The 19,592-nt window shown below is 60.5% G+C and carries 16 protein-coding genes; 9 read left to right on the plus strand and 7 right to left on the minus strand.

Going from position 1 to position 19,592, the window contains the following annotated elements; genetic code table 11:
- The first annotated feature begins 155 nt into the window (after window positions 1-155).
- The 6 genes from EIK79_RS17060 to cysE all read left to right on the plus strand — a co-directional run bounded on the left by EIK79_RS17060 (window position 156) and on the right by cysE (window position 6,329).
- Window positions 156-1,586, plus strand: coding sequence for an aldehyde dehydrogenase family protein (locus EIK79_RS17060; protein ID WP_124956883.1), 1,431 nt, complete (start codon window positions 156-158; stop codon window positions 1,584-1,586).
- A 16-nt stretch (window positions 1,587-1,602) separates the two neighbouring features.
- Window positions 1,603-3,363, plus strand: a complete 1,761-nt coding sequence (gene pyk / locus EIK79_RS17065) for a pyruvate kinase (RefSeq protein WP_124956885.1) — start codon at window positions 1,603-1,605, stop codon at window positions 3,361-3,363.
- Between the two features lie 75 nt (window positions 3,364-3,438).
- Complete coding sequence (locus EIK79_RS17070; protein ID WP_124956887.1) at window positions 3,439-3,897, plus strand: PH domain-containing protein; 459 nt, start codon at window positions 3,439-3,441, stop codon at window positions 3,895-3,897.
- The gene (locus EIK79_RS17075; RefSeq protein WP_221621784.1) at window positions 3,894-5,396 is read left to right on the plus strand and encodes a PH domain-containing protein; all 1,503 of its coding nucleotides are present in this window, start codon (window positions 3,894-3,896) and stop codon (window positions 5,394-5,396) included. The genes EIK79_RS17070 and EIK79_RS17075 overlap by 4 nt, the downstream gene beginning before the upstream one ends.
- Before the next feature lie 53 nt (window positions 5,397-5,449).
- Complete coding sequence (locus EIK79_RS17080; protein ID WP_124956889.1) at window positions 5,450-5,698, plus strand: BolA family protein; 249 nt, start codon at window positions 5,450-5,452, stop codon at window positions 5,696-5,698.
- A gap of 73 nt (window positions 5,699-5,771) precedes the next feature.
- Complete coding sequence (gene cysE / locus EIK79_RS17085; RefSeq protein WP_185715691.1) at window positions 5,772-6,329, plus strand: serine O-acetyltransferase; 558 nt, start codon at window positions 5,772-5,774, stop codon at window positions 6,327-6,329.
- A gap of 81 nt (window positions 6,330-6,410) precedes the next feature.
- Here the strand turns inward: cysE and EIK79_RS17090 are convergent, their stop codons facing one another.
- Complete coding sequence (locus tag EIK79_RS17090) at window positions 6,411-7,823, minus strand: FAD-binding oxidoreductase (protein WP_124956893.1); 1,413 nt, start codon at window positions 7,821-7,823, stop codon at window positions 6,411-6,413.
- 137 nt (window positions 7,824-7,960) lie between these two features.
- On the opposite strand from EIK79_RS17090, the gene EIK79_RS17095 reads away from it, so the two are divergent.
- Both EIK79_RS17095 and EIK79_RS17100 read left to right on the plus strand, forming a co-directional pair.
- Complete coding sequence (locus tag EIK79_RS17095; RefSeq protein WP_124956895.1) at window positions 7,961-9,025, plus strand: phosphotransferase family protein; 1,065 nt, start codon at window positions 7,961-7,963, stop codon at window positions 9,023-9,025.
- 41 nt (window positions 9,026-9,066) lie between these two features.
- Window positions 9,067-10,722: a rhomboid family intramembrane serine protease gene (locus tag EIK79_RS17100; protein WP_124956897.1), complete on the plus strand. Its 1,656-nt coding sequence runs from the start codon at window positions 9,067-9,069 to the stop codon at window positions 10,720-10,722.
- Between the two features lie 8 nt (window positions 10,723-10,730).
- Here the strand turns inward: EIK79_RS17100 and EIK79_RS17105 are convergent, their stop codons facing one another.
- Window positions 10,731-10,991, minus strand: coding sequence for a DUF7513 family protein (locus EIK79_RS17105; RefSeq protein WP_124956899.1), 261 nt, complete (start codon window positions 10,989-10,991; stop codon window positions 10,731-10,733).
- The gene (locus EIK79_RS17110; protein ID WP_368276987.1) at window positions 10,988-12,451 is read right to left on the minus strand and encodes a Na+/H+ antiporter NhaC family protein; all 1,464 of its coding nucleotides are present in this window, start codon (window positions 12,449-12,451) and stop codon (window positions 10,988-10,990) included. The genes EIK79_RS17105 and EIK79_RS17110 overlap by 4 nt, the downstream gene beginning before the upstream one ends.
- A 326-nt stretch (window positions 12,452-12,777) precedes the next feature.
- Here EIK79_RS17110 and EIK79_RS17115 point away from each other — a divergent pair, with 326 nt between their 5' ends.
- Window positions 12,778-13,308 carry a 50S ribosomal protein L16 gene (locus EIK79_RS17115; protein ID WP_124956903.1) on the plus strand — a complete coding sequence of 177 codons (531 nt, stop codon included), beginning with the start codon at window positions 12,778-12,780 and terminating at the stop codon, window positions 13,306-13,308.
- Window positions 13,309-13,627: 319 nt separating this feature from the next.
- On the opposite strand, the gene EIK79_RS17120 is transcribed toward EIK79_RS17115, so the two are convergent.
- From EIK79_RS17120 to EIK79_RS17135, 4 genes are all read right to left on the minus strand, one after another.
- Window positions 13,628-14,389 carry an alpha/beta fold hydrolase gene (locus EIK79_RS17120; protein ID WP_124956905.1) on the minus strand — a complete coding sequence of 254 codons (762 nt, stop codon included), beginning with the start codon at window positions 14,387-14,389 and terminating at the stop codon, window positions 13,628-13,630.
- A gap of 47 nt (window positions 14,390-14,436) precedes the next feature.
- On the minus strand, window positions 14,437-17,256 hold the full coding sequence (alaS, locus tag EIK79_RS17125) for an alanine--tRNA ligase (protein WP_124956907.1): 2,820 nt from the start codon (window positions 17,254-17,256) through the stop codon (window positions 14,437-14,439).
- Between the two features lie 165 nt (window positions 17,257-17,421).
- Complete coding sequence (locus EIK79_RS17130; protein ID WP_124956909.1) at window positions 17,422-18,387, minus strand: replication factor C small subunit; 966 nt, start codon at window positions 18,385-18,387, stop codon at window positions 17,422-17,424.
- Window positions 18,388-18,778: 391 nt separating this feature from the next.
- Window positions 18,779-19,330 (minus strand): hypothetical protein, encoded by a 552-nt coding sequence (locus EIK79_RS17135; protein WP_124956911.1) that lies wholly within the window; start codon window positions 19,328-19,330, stop codon window positions 18,779-18,781.
- Window positions 19,331-19,592 lie beyond the last annotated feature (262 nt).

Genomic DNA, 19,592 nt, shown 5'->3' on the forward strand with positions numbered 1-19,592 from the left:
CATTTCCACAATAATGAAAATAAATCAACTTTATACTTCATCATATCCGTACACGAGTACTGTTCGGTTGTCAGTGGGATGTACGGTACAGAGTCTCGAATGCGTTTAGTACAATGTGAGTAAATCTTTTGTGGGTTGGACGGCGAGTGACAACTATGGCCACTCACTCAGCACGGTACGATCAGCACCTCTACGTCGATGGGGACTGGGAGACCACCCCAGACCGGATCGAGGTCCCAGACCGCGCGGAAGGTGGAACGTTCGCACAGATCGCGGCCGCAGACGAGGACGACGCTCGGGCCGCGTTGCGCGCGGCCGACCGCGCACAAGAGCCACTGCGCCAGACCACGGTTCCCGAGCGTGCGGGGTGGTGTGAGGAGATTGCGGCCGGGTTGCGCGCGCGATCGGACGAACTCGCCACGATTATCGTCCGGGAAGCCGGCAAGCCCATTTCAAGCGCCCGCGGTGAAGTCGAAAGCGCTGCCGAACGATTCGACCGGGCGGCCCAGGAGATCCGCCACCTGAAAGGTGAGTTCCGCGAGGGAACGACCGATGGTCACGAGGGCTGGGAGGCGATCGTGAAACACGAGCCGGTTGGGACGGTGTTGTGTATCACGCCGTACAACTACCCACTTGGAACGACCGCGCTACAAGTCGCGCCGGCGCTCGCGGCGGGTAACAGCGTCGTGCTCACGCCGTCCAGTAAGACGCCGATCAGCGCGGCCTTGCTCGCGGAGGTTATCAGTGACGTGTCTCTGCCACCGGGTGCGTTCAACTTCGTGCCGGGGCACGGAAGCGAGATCGGTGACGTGTTGGCGGGCGATGACCGGATCAACACCATCGCAATGACGGGATCCTCGTCGGCTGGCGAACACGTCTCCCGTGTGAGCGGAATGGTGACGCTGCATATGGAACTGGGCGGAAACGCACCCGCTGTCATCTGTGCCGACGCGGATCTCAACGATGTCGTCCCCGCCTGCACCAAGGGATCATTGAAGTACGCAGGCCAGCGCTGCTCAGCCGTCAGCCGGATCCTCGCCCACGAATCCGTCCACGACGAGTTAATCGAACGGCTCGACGCGGAGATGGAGACATGGATCGAGGGCGATCTGTTCGACGAAGAGACGGATTTCGGACCGCTCATCTCAGAAGCCCAAGCCGAGTGGGTTGATGAGCTAGTCACTGACGCGGTTGATCGCGGGGCGCGGCTGGTCCGCGGCGGGGAGTACGACGGTCGGTATTACGAGCCGACGCTGCTGGCTGACGTTCCAGACGACGCCCGACTCGTCCACGAAGAGCAGTTCGGACCGGTTGCGACGGTCACGCCGGTTTCTGACACTGAAGAGGCGCTCGCAATCGCAAACGGGAGCGATCTCGGACTGGACGCGTGCGTGTTCACGCAGGATTACGACCGTGGGCTGTCGATCGCTGACCGACTCCAAGCAGGATCGGTTCGTATCAACGGCGCACCGAGCCACGGTCTCGGTGATATCCCGTTCGGTGGGATCAAACAGTCGGGAATCGGCCGAGAAGGGATCGACGCCTCGATCCACGCAATGCTCAGAGAAAAGAGTGTCATCCTCTGAACCGAGACAGTAACTGATGCGCGATACGACCCTGATCTGTACGCTCGGTCCCGCTTCGAACGACGAATCGACGATCCGCGATCTCGCAGCGGCTGGGATGGAGATCGCCCGGATCAACACCAGCCACGGCACTCCTGAACAGTACGCGTCGCTCATCCAGCGGGTTCGCTCCGTCGAAGCGACGCTCGACCGACCGCTTGCGGTGGTGCTCGACCTTCAAGGGCCGGAAATTCGGACCGCGCCGCTTGATGAACCGATCACGCTTATGGAGGGATCGATGGTTCAGTTCCGGGCCGGCGACATCGCAACTCCCCAGGAGATCGGTATATCGAGTCCGATTGCTGACGCGGACGTTGGCGCGGAGATCTACCTCGATGACGGTCGCATCGTAGCAGTCATCGAGCGCGTTGAGACGGAAGGAGTCACGGCACGGATCACGAGCGGTGGCGATCTGGGCGGTCGCAAGAGCGTCGTCGCGCCGGATATCGCGTTCGATGTGGACGTGGTGACCGACACCGACCGTGCGGCGATCGAAGTCGGGATCGAGCACGGCGTCGATTTCGTCGCGGCGAGCTTCGTGCGCAACGCGACCGACGTGATGGCCGTCGCGGAAGCGATCGAGTCACGAGGTGCTGATATCCCGATCATTTCGAAGATAGAACGCGGCGAGGCCGTCGATTCGATCCACGACATCATCGATGTCTCCTACGGCGTGATGGTCGCACGGGGTGATCTCGGGGTCGAGTGTCCGATCGAGGACGTGCCGATGATCCAAAAGCGGCTGGTCCGTCGGTGTCAGGGCGCTGGCGTTCCGGTGATCATCGCCACCGAGATGCTCGACTCGATGATTTCCGCAAGCAGACCCACACGGGCGGAGGCGTCGGACGTGGCAAACGCCGTTCTCGACGGCGCGGACGCCGTCATGCTCTCTGGAGAAACCGCTGTTGGCGAACAGCCGGTGGCGGTCGTCGAGACGATGGATCAGATCGTCACCACTGCCGAGGCGAGCGGCGAGGCCGGAGACCGGCGCGAACAACGGGTGCCAGCAGCCAACGGGGCCAGCACCGACGCGTTGGCTCGCTCAGCCCGGTATCTCGCCCGCGATGCGGGTGCAAGCGCGATCGTCGTTGTGAGCGAGTCGGGGTACACGGCGAGAAAAACAGCGAAATACCGCCCGGAAGTACCCATCGTGGCGTCTGCGCCGGACGAACGCGTTCGCCGCCAGCTGCTGTTATCCCACGGAATCCTCCCGCGTGCGACCGAGTACACCACCGGAGGTGCACAAGCGATCATCGAGGGTGCGGTCGAGACCGCGCTCGAAACGCCGGTCGTCGAGAGCGGCGACACGGTGGTCGTGCTCTCGGGAATGATGACCGATCTGCCCGGCACGGACGCGACGAATCTGCTCAAGCTCCACGTTGCGAGCGAAGTGCTCACTACCGGCCAGTGTGTCGTCGCCGGTCGCGTCGTTGGTCCTGTCGTGCGGACAGCGGATGGCGATCTGACCGACATACCGACGGGTGCGATCGTTGCGGTGCCCGACTCGTTCGACGCGGAGTTCACCGGTGATCTCTCGCGGATCGGTGGGATCGTCGCTGAACGACGCGGTATGACGGGGTATCCCGCGATCGTCGCCCGCGAGTTGGACGTGCCGATGGTGAGCGGTGTGGCTGTCAACGCTCTCACCGGCTCACCAACGGTCACACTCGATGGCGAACGTGGCGTTGTCTACAAAGGAACCATTCAGGAGTACAGTGAGGAGCGACGCGTCGAATAGCGTCGACAGGGCACAGACTGCGTCGGTTGATCTGCGCCCACGGGATTTTTACTGACGCTACATATATCGTTCCGTATGGAATCCCTCCATCCCCGCGTTCGTATTATCTGGGGTCTCGCCGGTCTCCTCAGTGCGGTCGTGGCGGGTCTCGGCGTGGTAATTGTCGATGCGTTTCTGTTCTCGGTCGGACAGTGGCTGGCCCTCCTCGCGTTCCTCATCGTCTTCTCGTGTGTCGTTCCCTACACCCTGCTCCGGTACCGCGTGTGGCGGTTTGAGATCCGAGACGACGCGCTTCATCTCGAACGGGGCGTGTTCACCCGCGTCGAAACCGCGGTGCCGTTCGTCCGCGTCCAGCACGTCGATACACGACGCGGGCCGGTGGCGCGCCTGCTCGGACTGTCGAGCGTCGTCGTCTATACGGCCGGTTCGCGGGGTGCAGACGTGACTGTTCCCGGTCTCCGATCCGAACGCGCGAACGCGCTCCACGATCGGCTTCGGGAGTTGACGATCGAGAGTGAGGAGGATGCGGTGTGAAGCTCCATCCCTTAAGCGGCGTCTGGAACGCGCTTAGCCGTGGAATGAACGGAGGGGCGGTCGGGTTTTTCCTCGGAATGATGGGGATCACAGTGACTGACGGACCGATTTCGATCGTGTTCGTGCTGACCGTCGTGGGGTTCGTCATGGGCGTCGGATACGGAGCGGCGTTCTACCTGCTGTTCGACTACGAACTCACGGCCGACACGTTCGACGTGACTTCGGGCGTGATCAACCGTCAACACCGCGAGATTCCGTTCCACCGCATCCAGAACATCGATGTCACACAGTCGCTCGGAAAGCGGCTGTTCGGGGTCGCTGTCCTCACGGCAGAAACGGCAGGCGGAGGATCGACGGAGATAACCCTGCATTTCGTTTCCGAGGAGAAAGCGGCGTGGCTCCAATCAACCATTCGAGATCGAAAACGAGCGACAGGAGGTGATGAGACAACAGCGACGGGCGACGCAGGTCGATCACCGACGCAGCTGTTCGCGCTGCGTTCGACGGAGCTTGCCGTTTTGGCGGTCGCGTTTCTCCGACCGGGGGCGCTTTTCATCGCGCTGTTTGGGATCCCGTTCGTGGCTGATCTCGGACAGTCGCTCCTCCTGTCGATCGCGCGGCCGTTTGGAGGACCAGAACAGCTCTCCGTGTCCGCATTGTCGCCCGATTCGGCACTCGTCCTCGCGTTGGTGGGTGGTCCGCTGTTGCTCGTCAGTGCGTGGATCGTGAGCGCCCTCGTTACTGTCGTCGAGTATTTCGGATTTCAGCTCGGACGGGCAGGTGAGGATCTCGTCTACCAGCGAGGGCTGTTGCAGCGCTACAGCGGCACCATACCCGTCGAGAAAGTCCAATCGCTCACTATCACTGAGCCGGTGCTCGCCCGACCGCTGGGGTACGCCGGGCTGTCGGTCGAGACGGCCGGATACGCTCCGGGCCAAGCTGACGAACGGAAATCACAATCAGCGATTCCGCTGTCAAATCGCTCTCGGGTGTTCGAACTCGCCCGCGACATCGAACCGTTCGAGGAACCGACATTCACTCGGCTGCCAAAACGCGCGCGGCGGCGGTATTTCGCTCGGTATCTCCTCATCGTCGGTGGACTGATCGCCGTGGGATATCTCCTCTCACAGTTCCTCGGCGGGTTCACGCTCTGGTATCTGCCGGCGGTGGTCCTCCCGATAACACCGATCGCGGCCCACTACAAGTGGAAACATCGGGGGTATCACGTTGGCACGAAGCACGTAGCGTTCCGAACCGGCTACTGGCGGCGAACGACGCGAGTCGTCCCCTACTACCGGCTCCAAACTGTCTTCACGAGCCGAACGATCTTCCAGCGCCGGCTCGGTCTCGCTACGTTGACGGCCGATATCGCCAGTTCGACCTCGTTGAGGGGCGGTTCGCCGGCGGCCTACGACATCGACAGCGATACGGCCGACCGGCTGTACGCCCTGTTAGGTGAGCGCCTCCAGCGCGCGCTGCGATCGCAGTTAATGGAGTGAACGCTAGCAACCCAGCCACTGCTGTTATTTCCTGGGAGACCGTTGCGTCGGATATGACTCCAGACGATGTCGAACGTCTCATCGAGGCGGAGATCGAAGACGCCAGCGCAACCGTCACCCGCCCGCGAGGCGATCACGACGAGGATCACCTCGCTGCCGTGGTCGTATCACCGGCATTCGACGGCGAAACGCTGGTCGATCAACATCAGCGCGTGTACGACGCCCTCGGTGAACACATGACACGGGACATCCACGCGCTCGAACTGAAAACGTACACCCCAGACGAACACAACAACCAGTAAGGAGACGGCCGCTCACGGCCGAATCTGTCGAACCACCAGCCTATATCCCTCCGCACCTCCTACTGTGGGTAGCATGTTCGATCGGATTCGGGAGGACGTACAGACGGTATTTACACGGGATCCGGCAGCCAAAAGCGTTCCCGAAGTCCTGCTGTTTTATCCAGGACTCCATGCGATCTGGATCTACCGTCTCGCACACGCGCTCTGGGAGCGTGGCTTTCTCCTCACCGGTCGGTTTTTGTCTCATCTGGCGCGCTTTCTGACTGGCGTCGAGATCCACCCCGGAGCCGAGATCGGTCGGCGGTTCTTCATCGACCACGGGGCAGGCGTCGTAATCGGAGAGACCACGGAAATCGGTGATGACGTGATGTTGTACCACGGAGTGACGTTAGGGGGTGATTCGTTAGAACCCGAGAAGCGCCACCCAACGCTCGAAAACGAAGTAACCGTCGGCGCGAACGCGACGCTGCTCGGCCCGATCACGGTCGGTCACGACTCCAACGTCGGTTCCGGCTCGGTCGTGCTCGAATCCGTTCCGCCCAACTGCACCGTCGTCGGTGTGCCTGCGGAACTGGTTGGTGACTGTGGAACCGACTACCTCGCGGAGGCCCAAGAGGAGTTCGGGGAGTGATGTGGTGCCAGTCAGTGAGTTTGATTTCAATATTATCTGACGATTGTAGTTGAGAGAGCTGCGATGTGACGTGTGTCACAATCACCCCGAATCCATCCGAACCCGCTCACCCTCGGCGGTTTCCGGAAAGATCTTTCCAGGGTTGAGCGTGTCGTGTGGATCGAGTGCGTGTTTGATTCGCCGCATCGCCTCGACACCCGATTCACCGTGTTCGGCCGTCAGATACTCCCGTTTGCCCAATCCAACGCCGTGCTCGCCAGTCGCGGTGCCGCCACAGTCGATCGCTTTCTCGACGATCTGACGGTACACGTCCTCGCCGCGGGCCACCATCTCCGGATCGTCGTGATCGACGAACACCGAGTAATGGACGTTGCCGTCGCCCGCGTGGCCAAAGCAGGGAACGAGCAGGTCGTGCTCCGCAGAAAGCGATTTCGCATACCGGATGATCGCCGGATACTCGCTGATCGGCACGGTCACGTCGCCGGGATGGAGCGGCCTGCGATCGGGATCGTACGTCTGGAGCGCGATGGCAAGTTCTCGGCGGGCCGTCCACAGGTCATCCATTCGATCGTCGTCTGCGGCGATCTCGAACCTCTCAACGTCGTGTCGCTCGAATACGGAACGACAGCGCGAGACCGCGGTCTCGACGCCGGGGCTGTGGAACTCCAGAAACACCATCGGAGCGTCCGGGAGGTCCGTGTCGAGGTGTGCGTTCGCCATACGAGCACTCAGATCGTCGATGAGTTCGATGGTGGCGACATCGACGCCCGACCGAACCGCGTCAAAGACGGCTTCGGTCGCCGCATCCAGCGTCGGAAAGATCGCCCGCCCACCGCGCGTCTGCTCCGGCAGCCGTTCGAGTTCGAGGGTTGCGCGCGTAACCACCCCGAGCGTTCCCTCGCTCCCCACGAACAGATCCAAGAGATTGTAGCCGCTTGAGGTTTTGATCGCCGTGCTACCGGTGGTGATCACCGACCCATCAGCGAGCACCACCTCCAGTTCAAGCACCCAGTCACCGACTTCACCGTATTTGACGGTCGTCATGCCGCTGGCGTCGTTGACGATCATGCCACCGATCGTTGCGATGTCGTTGGCGGCTGGCATCGGTGGGAAAAACAGGCTGTGCTCCTCGACCGTCTCGTTGATCGTAGAGCCGATCACGCCCGGCTCTACGTCGATCTGGAAATCGTCGGGCCGAACGTCAAGTACCGCGTCCATCTCCATCATATCCATGCTGATCCCCTGATGGGCCGGAACGGGATTGCCTTCGAGACTCGTTCCTCCGGCGTACGGCGTGACCGGAACGCCGTGATCGGTCGCCGCCGACAGCACGGCCGACACCTCCGCGGTCGAGTCGGGACGGACAACCGCGTCGGGCGTGACAGCGAGATCGAACGCTTCAGCACCGAAGTCGGCTGCGTGGCTCTGCCGGTCGGCGTCGGTGTAGGAGACAGCCACCCCGAGATCGTCGAGAAACGAACAGTCGTGAGTCACGATACGTGTCAACAACCTCGTAAAGATACGTTTGTCGGGAGCTGTGACTGTTGATCTATCTGAGAGGTGGGGTGGTGATACGACACACGAAGGATATTCAGTAGTCCGGACTAACAGGATAATGGACGTGATTACCGGTGAGTGAAGAGTATTTCCAGCGTCTCGTGGACCCGGATCGGCTCGCAACGTATCTCGAATCCGAACTTGGACCGGTCGAGGAGTACCAACTCGACCACCATCAGGAGGGCCATTCTAACGAAACCATCTTCGTCACGTGGGGAACGCGTGATCTCGTCGTCCGTCGGCCGCCACCGGGTGATGTGGCCGAGACGGCCCACGACGTGCTTCGGGAGTACCATGTGCTCGATTCCCTGCAAGAAACGGCCGTCCCGGTGCCGACGACCGTACTGGCGTGTGAGGACCACGACGTGTTGGGCAGCGATTTCTACGTGATGGAGCGACTCAGAGGCAACGTCATCCGCTCTGATGAACCCGAGGGGTATCAGCAACCTGCCGCGCGGCAGGCGATCGGGACTGAACTCATCGATACGCTCGCGGCCATTCACACCGTCGATTACGAGGCGGTCGGTCTCGGTGATCTCGGCCACCCGTCCGGATTCACCGAACGGCAGGTGCGGCGGTGGTCCGAACAGCTGATGTGGGCCTTTGAAGTGACGGCCGAAGAACGGGAGGTGACAGCGTTGTACGACGTGATGGAGTGGTTGCAATCGAACGTCCCGGACTCGACGCCATCGACGCTCGTTCACGGAGATTACAAGCTCGATAACGTGATGTACGCCGGTGAGGACCCCGAAATCGTTGGCGTGTTCGATTGGGAGATGAGCACGCTTGGCGATCCGTTCACGGATCTGGGGTGGCTGCTGTCGTACTGGTGGGACACCGGTGATCCCGCTCCACCCGAAGCGACGCAAACGCTGTCAGCGACGTTCATGCAAACAGAGGCGTACCACACGCGCCAAGAACTGATCGATCGCTACGAGGCGGCGACGGGCTTTACGTTCGAAAACGACCGATTCTACCGCGCGCTCGCCGTGTACAAGCTCGCCGCCCTCGGAGAAATGTTCTTCAGACGATATCTCGACGGCAACTCCGACGATCCGATGTATCCGCGCATGCGCGAGGGCGTCCCACAGCTCGCTGAGCGCGCCAAGCGGATCATCGACGGCAACGAGCCGTTGTAAAGACCCCGGACTATAACACGGTTCCCGACCACACCAGTGGTATGCAGCCGTTGCCAGGGCCTGCACTTTTGCTCGGTTCGCTGGGTCCGGTACCCGTGCTGTTTCTCGTGAGCGCCATCGTGTTCTCCTGTGGCGTGGCGTGGCAGCTGGGCGGTCGGGAACGCTATCGGACTGTCCGAACCCGCTTGTTGTTTGGCGTGCCGTGGGGTTCGCTGTCGGTTGCGGCGGGACTGCTCGGCGTGTACTGGTTCGTGCAGGGCGGCTGGTCAGAACCACACGCCCCGCTGGTGATCCCGTTTCGGTCGTGGTCGTACTTCGCTCCGACGGGGATCGTGCTGTCGTCGTTCACCCACTCGAGCTACAGCCATCTGCTCGGAAATCTCATTGGGACGCTCACGGTGGGAGTGCTGGCGGAGTACGCGTGGAGCCATTACCCCCGTGGGCGAGGCGTGGGTGTGTTCTCATCGTCGATATGGACCAATCCGTACGCGCGTACACTGGCCTTCGTTAGTGGGTCAGTCGTCGTCGGACTGGTGTCAGGAGTGTTCTCACTCGGTCCCACGATCGGGTTTTCAGGCGTGGTGTTCGCCTATGTCGGACTCGCACTCATGCGATACCCGTGGGGAACGCTGCTCGCGCTGCTGTGGAGTCGCGTACTGTTTCTCGTCTATCGGTCGCTCACGAATCCGACAATCATCCAAGGCGGTGGCACTCAGTTCAATACGCCGTGGTGGGCAGGAATATCCTTACAGGGCCACGCGTTCGGACTTCTCATCGGGATCGTACTCGGGGTCGTGTTGGTCGAACGCCGATCAGTCGGCGTAGACCGACTCCGACTGTGGACGGCAGTCATCCTCTTTGCCGTCCTCGAAGGCGTCTGGGCGGTGTATCTCCCCGTGAGCGGTGGTCGATTCATGCTCTTTCGAGCGATTGGCGTGGGGTTGGTCTTCCTGTTTGCGGCCGTGTTCATGAATATACCCAGACGTGACACCAGCCGTCTTGTGGGCGGAATCGACGTTCGGTATGGGACACTGGCACGGCGGATCACGGTCGCGTTCGTACTCGTGCTCGCCATTGTGTCCGTCCCGTACAACGTCTACACGGTGTCCGAATCGACTGCTGGAATCACCGCTGAAAACAGCATCGAGGTTGGGGAGTACATCGTCGCGTACGCCGAAGAGATTCCGCATCAGTACATCTCAGCCGTCCAGATCGATGCGTTCGGTGAACCGACGAACGTGACCACGAGCGGCGTCATCGTGATTAACGACCGACGGGAGATCTGGTGGCCGGAGATCTCGAAACGACGCCTCACGTTCGTCGAGGAGGCCGGCGTCCGCGTCGGCGGCATCGGCGTGCGCGAAACGGTCCGGGCACGCCGTCTCGCGTGGAATCCCGCCGGCAATCACTCGGTGTACACCGTCCAACTCGTCCACGACGACGACCGATCGACCGTGTACACCTCACAACCGTCACAGGCAAAACCGGTGATCGACGGTCGTCGGATCACGATTGTCCCCGGCGAGCAGTTTCGCGTTCGTGTCACCCACAACGGCTCTGTCCTCGGGGATACACCGATGCCAGCCCGCAACGAAACTGATTCCATCGGTGGACTAACACTAAATCGGACGGAACGGAAACTGTACGCAGAACGCAATAACACACGGGTTCAGGTGGCAAAATACGACCCACCCTGAATCGGTGGTCACTCGCTGTCGATCGGTTCGAGTAGCGTCGCGTTGCCGACGTGCGAATCGGCGTCAAAGCTGTCCACGCGGACCCGAACTCGTGTGCCAACGAGCGCGGGAACACCGTCTGAGATGTGGATGAAACTGTCTCCGACGCGGGCGATGAGGGTGTCGTCTTCGATGTCAGTAACGAACAACTGCAGTTCCTCACCGGATTCGAACGAGGGGCGATTCGTCCGGAACCGCCAACCTTTCAGATACTTATCGAACAGGCTCATACACGAGTCACCTCCGTCGATTCCCGATCAGAAACGTATTCGAGTCCGAAGCCAGTCAACGCGGCAACGATGAACACGCCGAACAACAGCCAGCCGTGAAAGACGAGCGGCCAGACATCGATCGGCTCGACAACCATCGACCGCGTGAACCAGTCGAACTGCCCCGGCAAATTCTGGATCTGGGCGTAGCCAACGAGCACGCCACCGGCCCACGGGAAGATGTACCCCAGCGCCGTGGTGTTCGCGTCAAGGATATTGGCCCGACGGTAGCCGTTGATGTTGAACTTCTCTCCGAGGCGGGCGATGTACGGCGCGACAGCGATCTCCGCAGCGGTGTTGATCGTGATCATCGCGTTCGCGGTGGCGGTGACGAGGACCATCACCGTTTCCGCCCGCCGAACCGACGTAGCGACGGTGTTGAGCAGCCAATCTTGTATCGCGTCGAACCCACCGCCACGGATCATGATCCGCGAGCCAGCGACGATCAGCAGTACCAGGATGGCGAGCGGGAAAAAGCCCGCTGCACCGGAGTAGATGCTGCCACTGACGCCTGTCTCAGCGGGTGCCACCAATTCGATGAACGGAAGCCCCGAAAGCGACTGTGCGAGTCCGAACTGTTCTGAGACCTGAAACACGAGCATGTCGCTCAGGGAAGCAAGTCCCAACAGCAGGTTGAGCACGACCGCGACAATCAGCCCCCACGAAATCGCTTCGATGATGTGCCGCCCCAAGACGGCGGTGATGATAACGACGAACATCGAAACGAGATGCACTAACCCGAGCGGATTGCTGTTTGCCACGAATAGGCTTTGGGCGCTCTGAGAGACCGACTCACCTGACATCATAGAGCCGGCAATCAGGTAGCCGATGAACGCCAGTACAGCAGCAATGATCGCGTACTTGAATCGCGAGGCGACCACCCCGCCGATGTCCGACTCCTGAGTGACCGCGCTGACGATCGTCGTGTCACTGACTGGTGCGAGGTTGTCACCGAACGCAGCCCCCGAGAGAATCGCCCCGAACAACAGCTCTGGGCTGGCACCGAGCACGACGCCCGCCGGAAAAACAAGCGTCGTGAACGCGACAGTCGTCCCGTAGCCCGTTCCGATCCCGGTCGCAAGCAGTCCTGCCAAAATGAACACCACTGCCGGAAACAGCGCTGGGCCGACGTTGAAAACGTCGGCGGCCCACACTAGTCCAGAGACGAACCCGCCCGTTTGGATCGTCTCCGCGAACATTCCGGCCCACAGCCACGCGACGATGGCGGTGGCCGCAACGCGCTGGGTCATCCCGTCAAAAATCGTGTTGGCGTACGTCGTCCAATCACCTTTGACGAACAACATGCCGACGATCAGGGCGATGAGCATCCCCGCAACCAGCCCCGTTGTGTCACTGATGCGAAGGACGCCGCTCTGGACAATCGCCCACACGATGAACAAGACGATCGGCAGCGTGCTCATCCACTTCCCGCCGTAGAACTCGATCTCTGGCTGGTCCTGCGCTGCCGCTGCCTGAGCTAATTCCGCATCGATTTCTGTGTCAGTCGATTCTTCACTCATTCGTAAACAACGATTGTGTGAGAATGGAAGCGACACCTTGAACCTTGTGGAATTTCGAATCGCTCGACAGGTGTATTCGTGGGATAAAGCCCTCCATCGGTGGGGGATGACCGTACAGCTACAGCTATCGGCAGAACACCGGGTCGGCTCCGCGCAGTAGAGTGAAATCGGCTATCGGACAGCGCTTCGAAGGGTTTATTCCCAATCTGGGCTTGATCTTACGTACTATGGCCGATAAGCCCGCCAGCATGTACCGGGATATCGATAAGCCGTCGTACACGCGACGGGAGTATATCACCGGTATCCCCGGTTCGAAGATCGCACAGTACAAGATGGGTGACATCGACGCCGATCCCGATTCCTATCCCATCCAAATCAGCCTTGAGGTCGAAGAGTCAGTACAACTCCGTCACGGTTCGATGGAGGCGTCCCGTCTGTCCGCCAACCGTCACCTGATCAAAGAGCTAGGCGAAGGCAACTACAAGATGATCCTCCGGAAGTTCCCCCACCAAGTGCTTCGGGAGAACAAGCAGGCGACCGGTGCCGGTGCGGACCGTGTTTCCGATGGCATGCGCCAAGCGTTTGGCCAGATCGTCGGAACCGCTGCGCGCGTCCAGAAGGGCGAACGTCTGTTCACCCTCTGGTGTGATCCCGAACAGGCCGATGTCGCCAAGGAGGCGCTCCGTCGCGCGTACAACAAGCTGTCGCCCCCGTGCCGCGTCGTCGTCGAACGCGGCGAAAAAGAACTCGTCGCGTGAGCGCCGAAACTGGTTCGACGGGAAACCGAAGTGCATGAGGCGGACCCTTCGTGACATCTTACTTCACGACGGAGTGCGGAAGACTTCTTACGTAGAATTCGTGGTTACAGTGTGAGTACGCGTCAGTCGAAGAAACGACAGTCGCGTTCGAAATTCACGACGACAGAACTGTGACGATTCTCGACAAAAATTCGTGAGAACTACTCAACGCCGTTACCGAGACGCAGTGTCGGGTGCATTGACGCCGGAAGGTACCTGTTGACACCTTGTACACAACACCTTAGTTTTAATTAATTTTATATATCCATCATGGTGTTGATCACCGCCTCTCAACTGTTTCAAGAAACCCGACGATTTCGTCGTTCGTCGGCTTCGAAGATTCGATGAACGCCAGATGTTTGCCGTCCAACGCCTCGAACCGCCCGTTTGGCAACGCAGTCGCAAGTTCCTGTCCTGCGGCTGGGGGGACCACCGGGTCGTCCGTTCCGTGCAACACGAGCGCGGGGAGCGTGATCTCGTACGGCGCGTTACAGGAAAACCCACACCACGCCTCAGCTTGTGTCGTCCACGCTGCCGTTCCAGCGTCCTCCTCGCCTCGCCATGTCTGGATCTGCTCGACGATCTCCTGTTGTTCCAGAAACGCCCTGCTGAAACACGGTTCGAGGGCGTGTCGTCCGGTCTCGCCCAGCAGATCGAGCGCGTCAGTCGACACTTGGTCCCCGTTCAGGGTGGTCCCCATGAGCGTGAGACTTCGAGCACGATCGTACTGACGAGCGTATGCGAGCGCGACCGCTCCACCGAATCCCGCGCCGACGAGGTGCGTCCGGCGCACGGAATGGGCCGACAACACGCGTTCGACATCCCCAGCGAACACGTCGACGGTACTCGCAATCTCGTCGGCAACGGACTGCCCGGTGCCCCGCGGATCGAACACGAGCGTCTCGAACGGTCCACAGAGGGCGGGGTGTTGCCAGCCCCACAGCCACGCACCGTAGCCAACATCGTTGAGAAACACCACCGTCGGACCGGAACCGCGCGCCTCGTAGTGCAACGAACATTCCTCAGTGGACACGACCGGCATAGCCACCGTTAGAGCCACCGAGTGACAACGCTTTCGTCGAATCGCTGTTACCGAGTTTCAAGTTTCTGTTGGAGGATCGTCGGGGCGTCCGCCAATGCCGCATCGAGCGCGTCGACATCTGGTCCGCCGCCCTGCGCGAAGTCCGGTGGTCCGCCACCACCACCACCGACGCGGTCTGCGAGTTCACGCACCACTTCGCCGGCGTTGACATCTACTTTTTCTGGAACAGCGACCACGAACTGGGCGCTCTCTTGGCCGCTTCCTAGCACGGCGACCGACTCCTCTTCTGCGATCGCGGTCGCGGTCGCACGAAGCTCCTCGACATCGGCGTCAAACCGTTCGACCACCGCGGTGGTCCCATTACCGTTGATGGCAACCTCCTCGGTCGCACCGCCGTGTGCGCGAATCTCGGCTAGTTCCTCTTTCAGCGCGTCGATCCGTTTGCCGCGGTCTTTCCACTCCTCGAAGAACCGCTCCGCCGTGTCGGGCACTTCGAGCGGCGAAACGTCCAGCGTTTCTGCGGTCTCAGACAAGGCAGTTTCGACGCGCTGAGTGGCGTCGATAGCCGCATCACCAGCCGAAAAGACGATTCGCTCGACACCGTCTTGGACGCGTTCGGTCGAACGAATCTTGATACAGCCGATATCACCGGTTCGTCCGACGTGCGTCCCGGCACACGCCTGCACGTCGTCATCAACGTGGATCAGCCGGATGTTCGTCCCCGGCGGGATGCCACCCTGATAGATATCAAAGCCGTACTGTTCTTCGGCCACGTGTCTGTCTGGCCACTCCTGCACGACGGGCGTGTTGTCCCGCACGATCCGGTTTGCGATCCGTTCGATCTCCTGTCGTTGTGCCCTGGAAATCCGCTCGTAGTGGGTGACGTCCAGCCGCGAGCTGTCGATGCCCTTCTGAGCACCAGCCTGACGGACGTGGTCACCGAGCACTTCTCGGGCTGAGTGACCGATGATGTGCGTCGCGGTGTGATGGGCCATCAGCCGCTTTCGACGCGTCGCGTCGATCTGTCCCCGGACGAACTCGCCTTTTCCGGGGTCGTCGTCGGTCCAATGAAGGATGACGCCGTCCCGCTGTTGGACATCGTGGACATTGGCTGACGTATCATCCGTGCTGAGCGCTCCAGTGTCAGCAGGCTGTCCACCTCCCTCTGGGTAGAACATCGTCTGATCGAGCACCACGGCGAATCCCTCTTCGCGCTCGATCACGTCGAGGACGATCGCCTCGAACTCCATGCGGTCTTGATCGTCGTAGTACAGCTGTTCCGTCGGCGGCAACTCGCTGACGTGCGCTTTGAGATCGTCGTGGTCCGTCTCCTCCTGTGTCGCTGTCGTGTCCGTCTGCTTTTCGTCCGCTACGGCACTGGACGGCTCGGTGTGGCGAGCGGCGACCAGTGAGAAGAAATCGTCCGGAATCTCGACTGATGCGCCGTGTTCTTCAGCAATCTCAGCGACCATGTCAGGCTGCATTCCGTGCGAGTCGTACAGCTCGATGAGTTCCGTCGTCGAAATGGGTTCGTCCGTGTTCGCATACTCCTCAGCGAGCTGTCTGACCCGGCGACCACCACGGTCAAGGGTTTCGCGGTATTTTTCCAGTTCCGTCCGGACGATATCACGGATGGTGTCACGATTCGTGTATCCGAGGCGTTCAGCCTGCATGTCAACGAGTTCGTCGAGCGGTGCGCTGACGCCCACCGTGTTGGTGAGCCGCTTGGTTCGTCGGAGCACCATGCGAACGAGATAGCCGGACTCAACGTTGCTCGGTACGATACCATCGCCAAGCATGTACGCCAGCGTTCGGGAGTGATCCGCGATGGCGTAAATCGTTTCGAGCGGCTCCATCAGCTCCCGAAGCCGATCGACATCGACACCGAGTTCTTCCGCGATATCCGCGCGAGCACTCTCCATGTCCTCGGCCTCGTCGATGTCGAGGTTGCCAGCCAGCGTCGCCGCACGGTGGACGAGCGCGTCCTCCTCGTCGGTCAAGTCGATACCCGCGTTCTCCCGCAGGAACGAGATCATCTCGGGATAGACGGCCTCATACACCGTCGGCGTCCCCTGACTCACCCACGTCCAGCGCTCCAGACCGTACCCGGTGTCGACGATGTACGTGTCCATCTTCGAATACCGGTTGCCGTCGGGCATTTCGTACTCGCCCTCAGGATCCTCTTCCATCGAGAGGAACACGAGTGTCGCCAGTTCGACGCCCCGATAGATGACTTCAAGCGCCGGCCCGGCGTTGCCACCGCCAACCCATGGATACTCGATATAGATGAGTTCAGTCAGATCCACGCCCATCGATTCGAAAAACTCATCGCAGTACTGGACTGTTCGGTCCTTCCAGTACGTTTCCCCCTGGTAGGCGTAACCCTCTGCGTCTTCACGGGTGTTGAAGGCGTGGTGAGCCATCATTTCGAACGCCATCGTGTGACGCCCCGTTTTGCCGACGTTTTGGATGTCGTCCATCCGGATGGAGGGTTGGCTGATACACAACGGGTTCGCGGGGGGAGGGGCCTGCCCACTCGTGATGAGCGGCTGGAAATCGTAGATAGACGCCTGCGTTAACAAGACATCATCCCGCCAGCGATTGGCTGCGACGGGATAGGGATCGATGCGCTCGTGGTCGTTATCCTCGAAAAATGAAAGGAACTCCTCACGCATCTCTTCGAGCGTGTACGACGCGTCGAATCCGGGGTTGCCGATGAAACTGTACTGTTCACACGGCGGTTCACCACACGTTTTGCGTGCTTCGTCACGGGTCCAGAAATGCGCGCCACAGGAGACACACTCCTTTCGGGTAAACCCCTCCTGCTCGAAATAGTCGAGCTGATACTCCTCGTCGAGTTCACTCATCGCGTTTCATTTGGCCGACCACCGGGTAAAACCCTTCCGAACACCCGTCTTAGACGCTTGTTTATATTTTATTTGTTCTCCTGTTGTCAAAATATATGAAAAAGATTATATTTAGTGATTGGTGGCTCAATCACATCTCACAAGCGGAGAAGCAGATCGGAACCGTCACTCGTCCAGCGCGAGTCCCGCTAACAACGCTTCCAGTTGCACGCGTTCGTTGGCACCGATCGTAAGACGGTAGTCAGTTTCCCCGATCCGATCCATCAGCTGAACCGCCTCGCGTTCTCCGAGGTCGTACTCCCACACAGACCGGTGGAGTTGGTCGATGATGTCGTCGCCTGCGATCCCTTCCTCGGTGAGCAACGTTTCAAGGGTCGAACGCGCTGCCATGAAATCGCCCGCAAGCGCGAGTTGAACCATCTCTTTGATTTCCTCTGGGCGGGCGGTGCTGGCGATACTGTACACCGTTTCTTCGTCGACCGTCTCACCCACGACGCCCGCCGCCTGTAAGTCGTTGATGGCTTTGCGCATGTCACCCCCAGCAGCGTACACGAGCGCGTCAATCCCTGCGTCGGTGATTTCAATCCCCTCCGCGCCGGCAATCTGGCGGAGTTGGCCGGCGATCGCGTCGTCTGCCAACGGCGAAAACCGGAACACCGTACACCGTGACTGGATCGGATCGATGATCTTGCTCGAATAGTTACACGAGAGGATGAACCGTGTATTGTGCGAAAACTGCTCCATCGTCCGCCGGAGCGCGCTTTGAGCGTCAGATGTCAACGCATCCGCCTCATCGAGAAATATGATCCTGTAGTCGTACCCGCCGAAACTCGATCGTGCAAAGCTCTTGATACGATCACGCACCACGTCGATCCCCCGCTCGTCGGAGGCGTTCAACTCCAAGAAGTTTTCCCGCCATTGCTCGCCGTAGATCTCCTTGGCGATCGCCACCGAGCATGTAGTTTTGCCAACACCTGCTGGGCCTGCAAACAGCAAGTGAGGTAGATCGTTCTGTTCGATGTAATTTTCGAGTCGTTGGACGATGGTCTCGTGTCCAGCGACCGCAGACAGCGATTCGGGGCGGTACTTCTCGATCCACACCTCCCGACCCTCCGGTGGCGCGTCACTCATACTCGCATCTCACAGCGTCCGGACTTAACTGGCTTGCAGTCCGGTCGTCCGAGTCACTGGATCGCTTGCTGCAGCGTCAGGATTCGTCTGTGTGCGCGCGAATGTGGCCGACGTGAGCAGCGTATTCCGTTTCGTGGACGGCTTCAATCAGTCGGCCAGTCCCACCTTTTTTCCGCTCGGGTGGCTACGCCACCCTCACGCAAAAAATCTGGACCAAAAAAAAGCCGCTCGCTCCGCTTTGCTACGCTCGCGGTGACTACACTTGCATCTCCCGCTTCCGCACCGCGACCGCTTCCGCCCCGCTTCCGCACCGCGACCGCTTCCGCCCCGCTTCCGCCCCGCTTCCGCACCGCAACCGTCTCCGCCGCCGCGACCGCCGACTCTGCTGTTCTCAGTCGTCGGCGTGGACGACGGGAGCCTCGCTCACGACACGCGCCACCTCTGGATACTGCTGTCTCAATCCGTCGAGATCACCGCGCTGGCGATAGTGGCAGTACTCCGCCAGCATCTCTACTAACCTGGCTGGGGCACTCGTCGCCGCGGGCTGTTCAGTTATCTCGGTCGGCTCTTGCTCGTCCTCGGGCGTGTACACCGACTGGGCGACGGTCCCATCACGCTGTTCGTGATACCGCACCCGGCCGCCATTCTCGAACCAGCCGGTGGCGACCATTTCGCCTGTCGCCTCATACCGCGTGATGTTCGCAATCCCGGGGAGATCGTCGTCGTTCACCTGTGACCGGCCAAGCCCGGCCGTCGCTAGAATCTCCTCGATCTGCGTGGCGTGGGCGCAGCCGGTACTCCGACAGGGCTTACACCACGTTCCTGTCCCCACGTCCACGACGTAGTACAACTCCGCTTTCGAGATCCGGCTTCGATCATCAAGAGTCGAGATGTTCACCGATTCGCCCAGCCGGTCCCAGAACTGAAACACTGGCAACGTCATCTTCTTCCCCCCGCGAGCGAAGTTCCCGCGAGCGGGAGCCAACGAGTCGCAGCGCGAACGAAGTGAGCGACCGGCTCGTCAAACGAGCGGCTTGTTTGGCTATCCCGCGAGCGCAGCGAGCGGCTTTTTTTGGTCCAGATTTTTTGTGCGAGCGGTAGCGAAGCTACCCGAGCGGAAAAAAGGTGGGTCATCGACGACCCTTCCAGCAATGGACACCCCCACCCGATGCGCGTGCCGCGACCGAATCGGACGGCCACAGTTT

Origin of the sequence: Halocatena pleomorpha (assembly GCF_003862495.1) — an archaeon.
Lineage (GTDB): Archaea > Halobacteriota > Halobacteria > Halobacteriales > Haloarculaceae > Halocatena > Halocatena pleomorpha.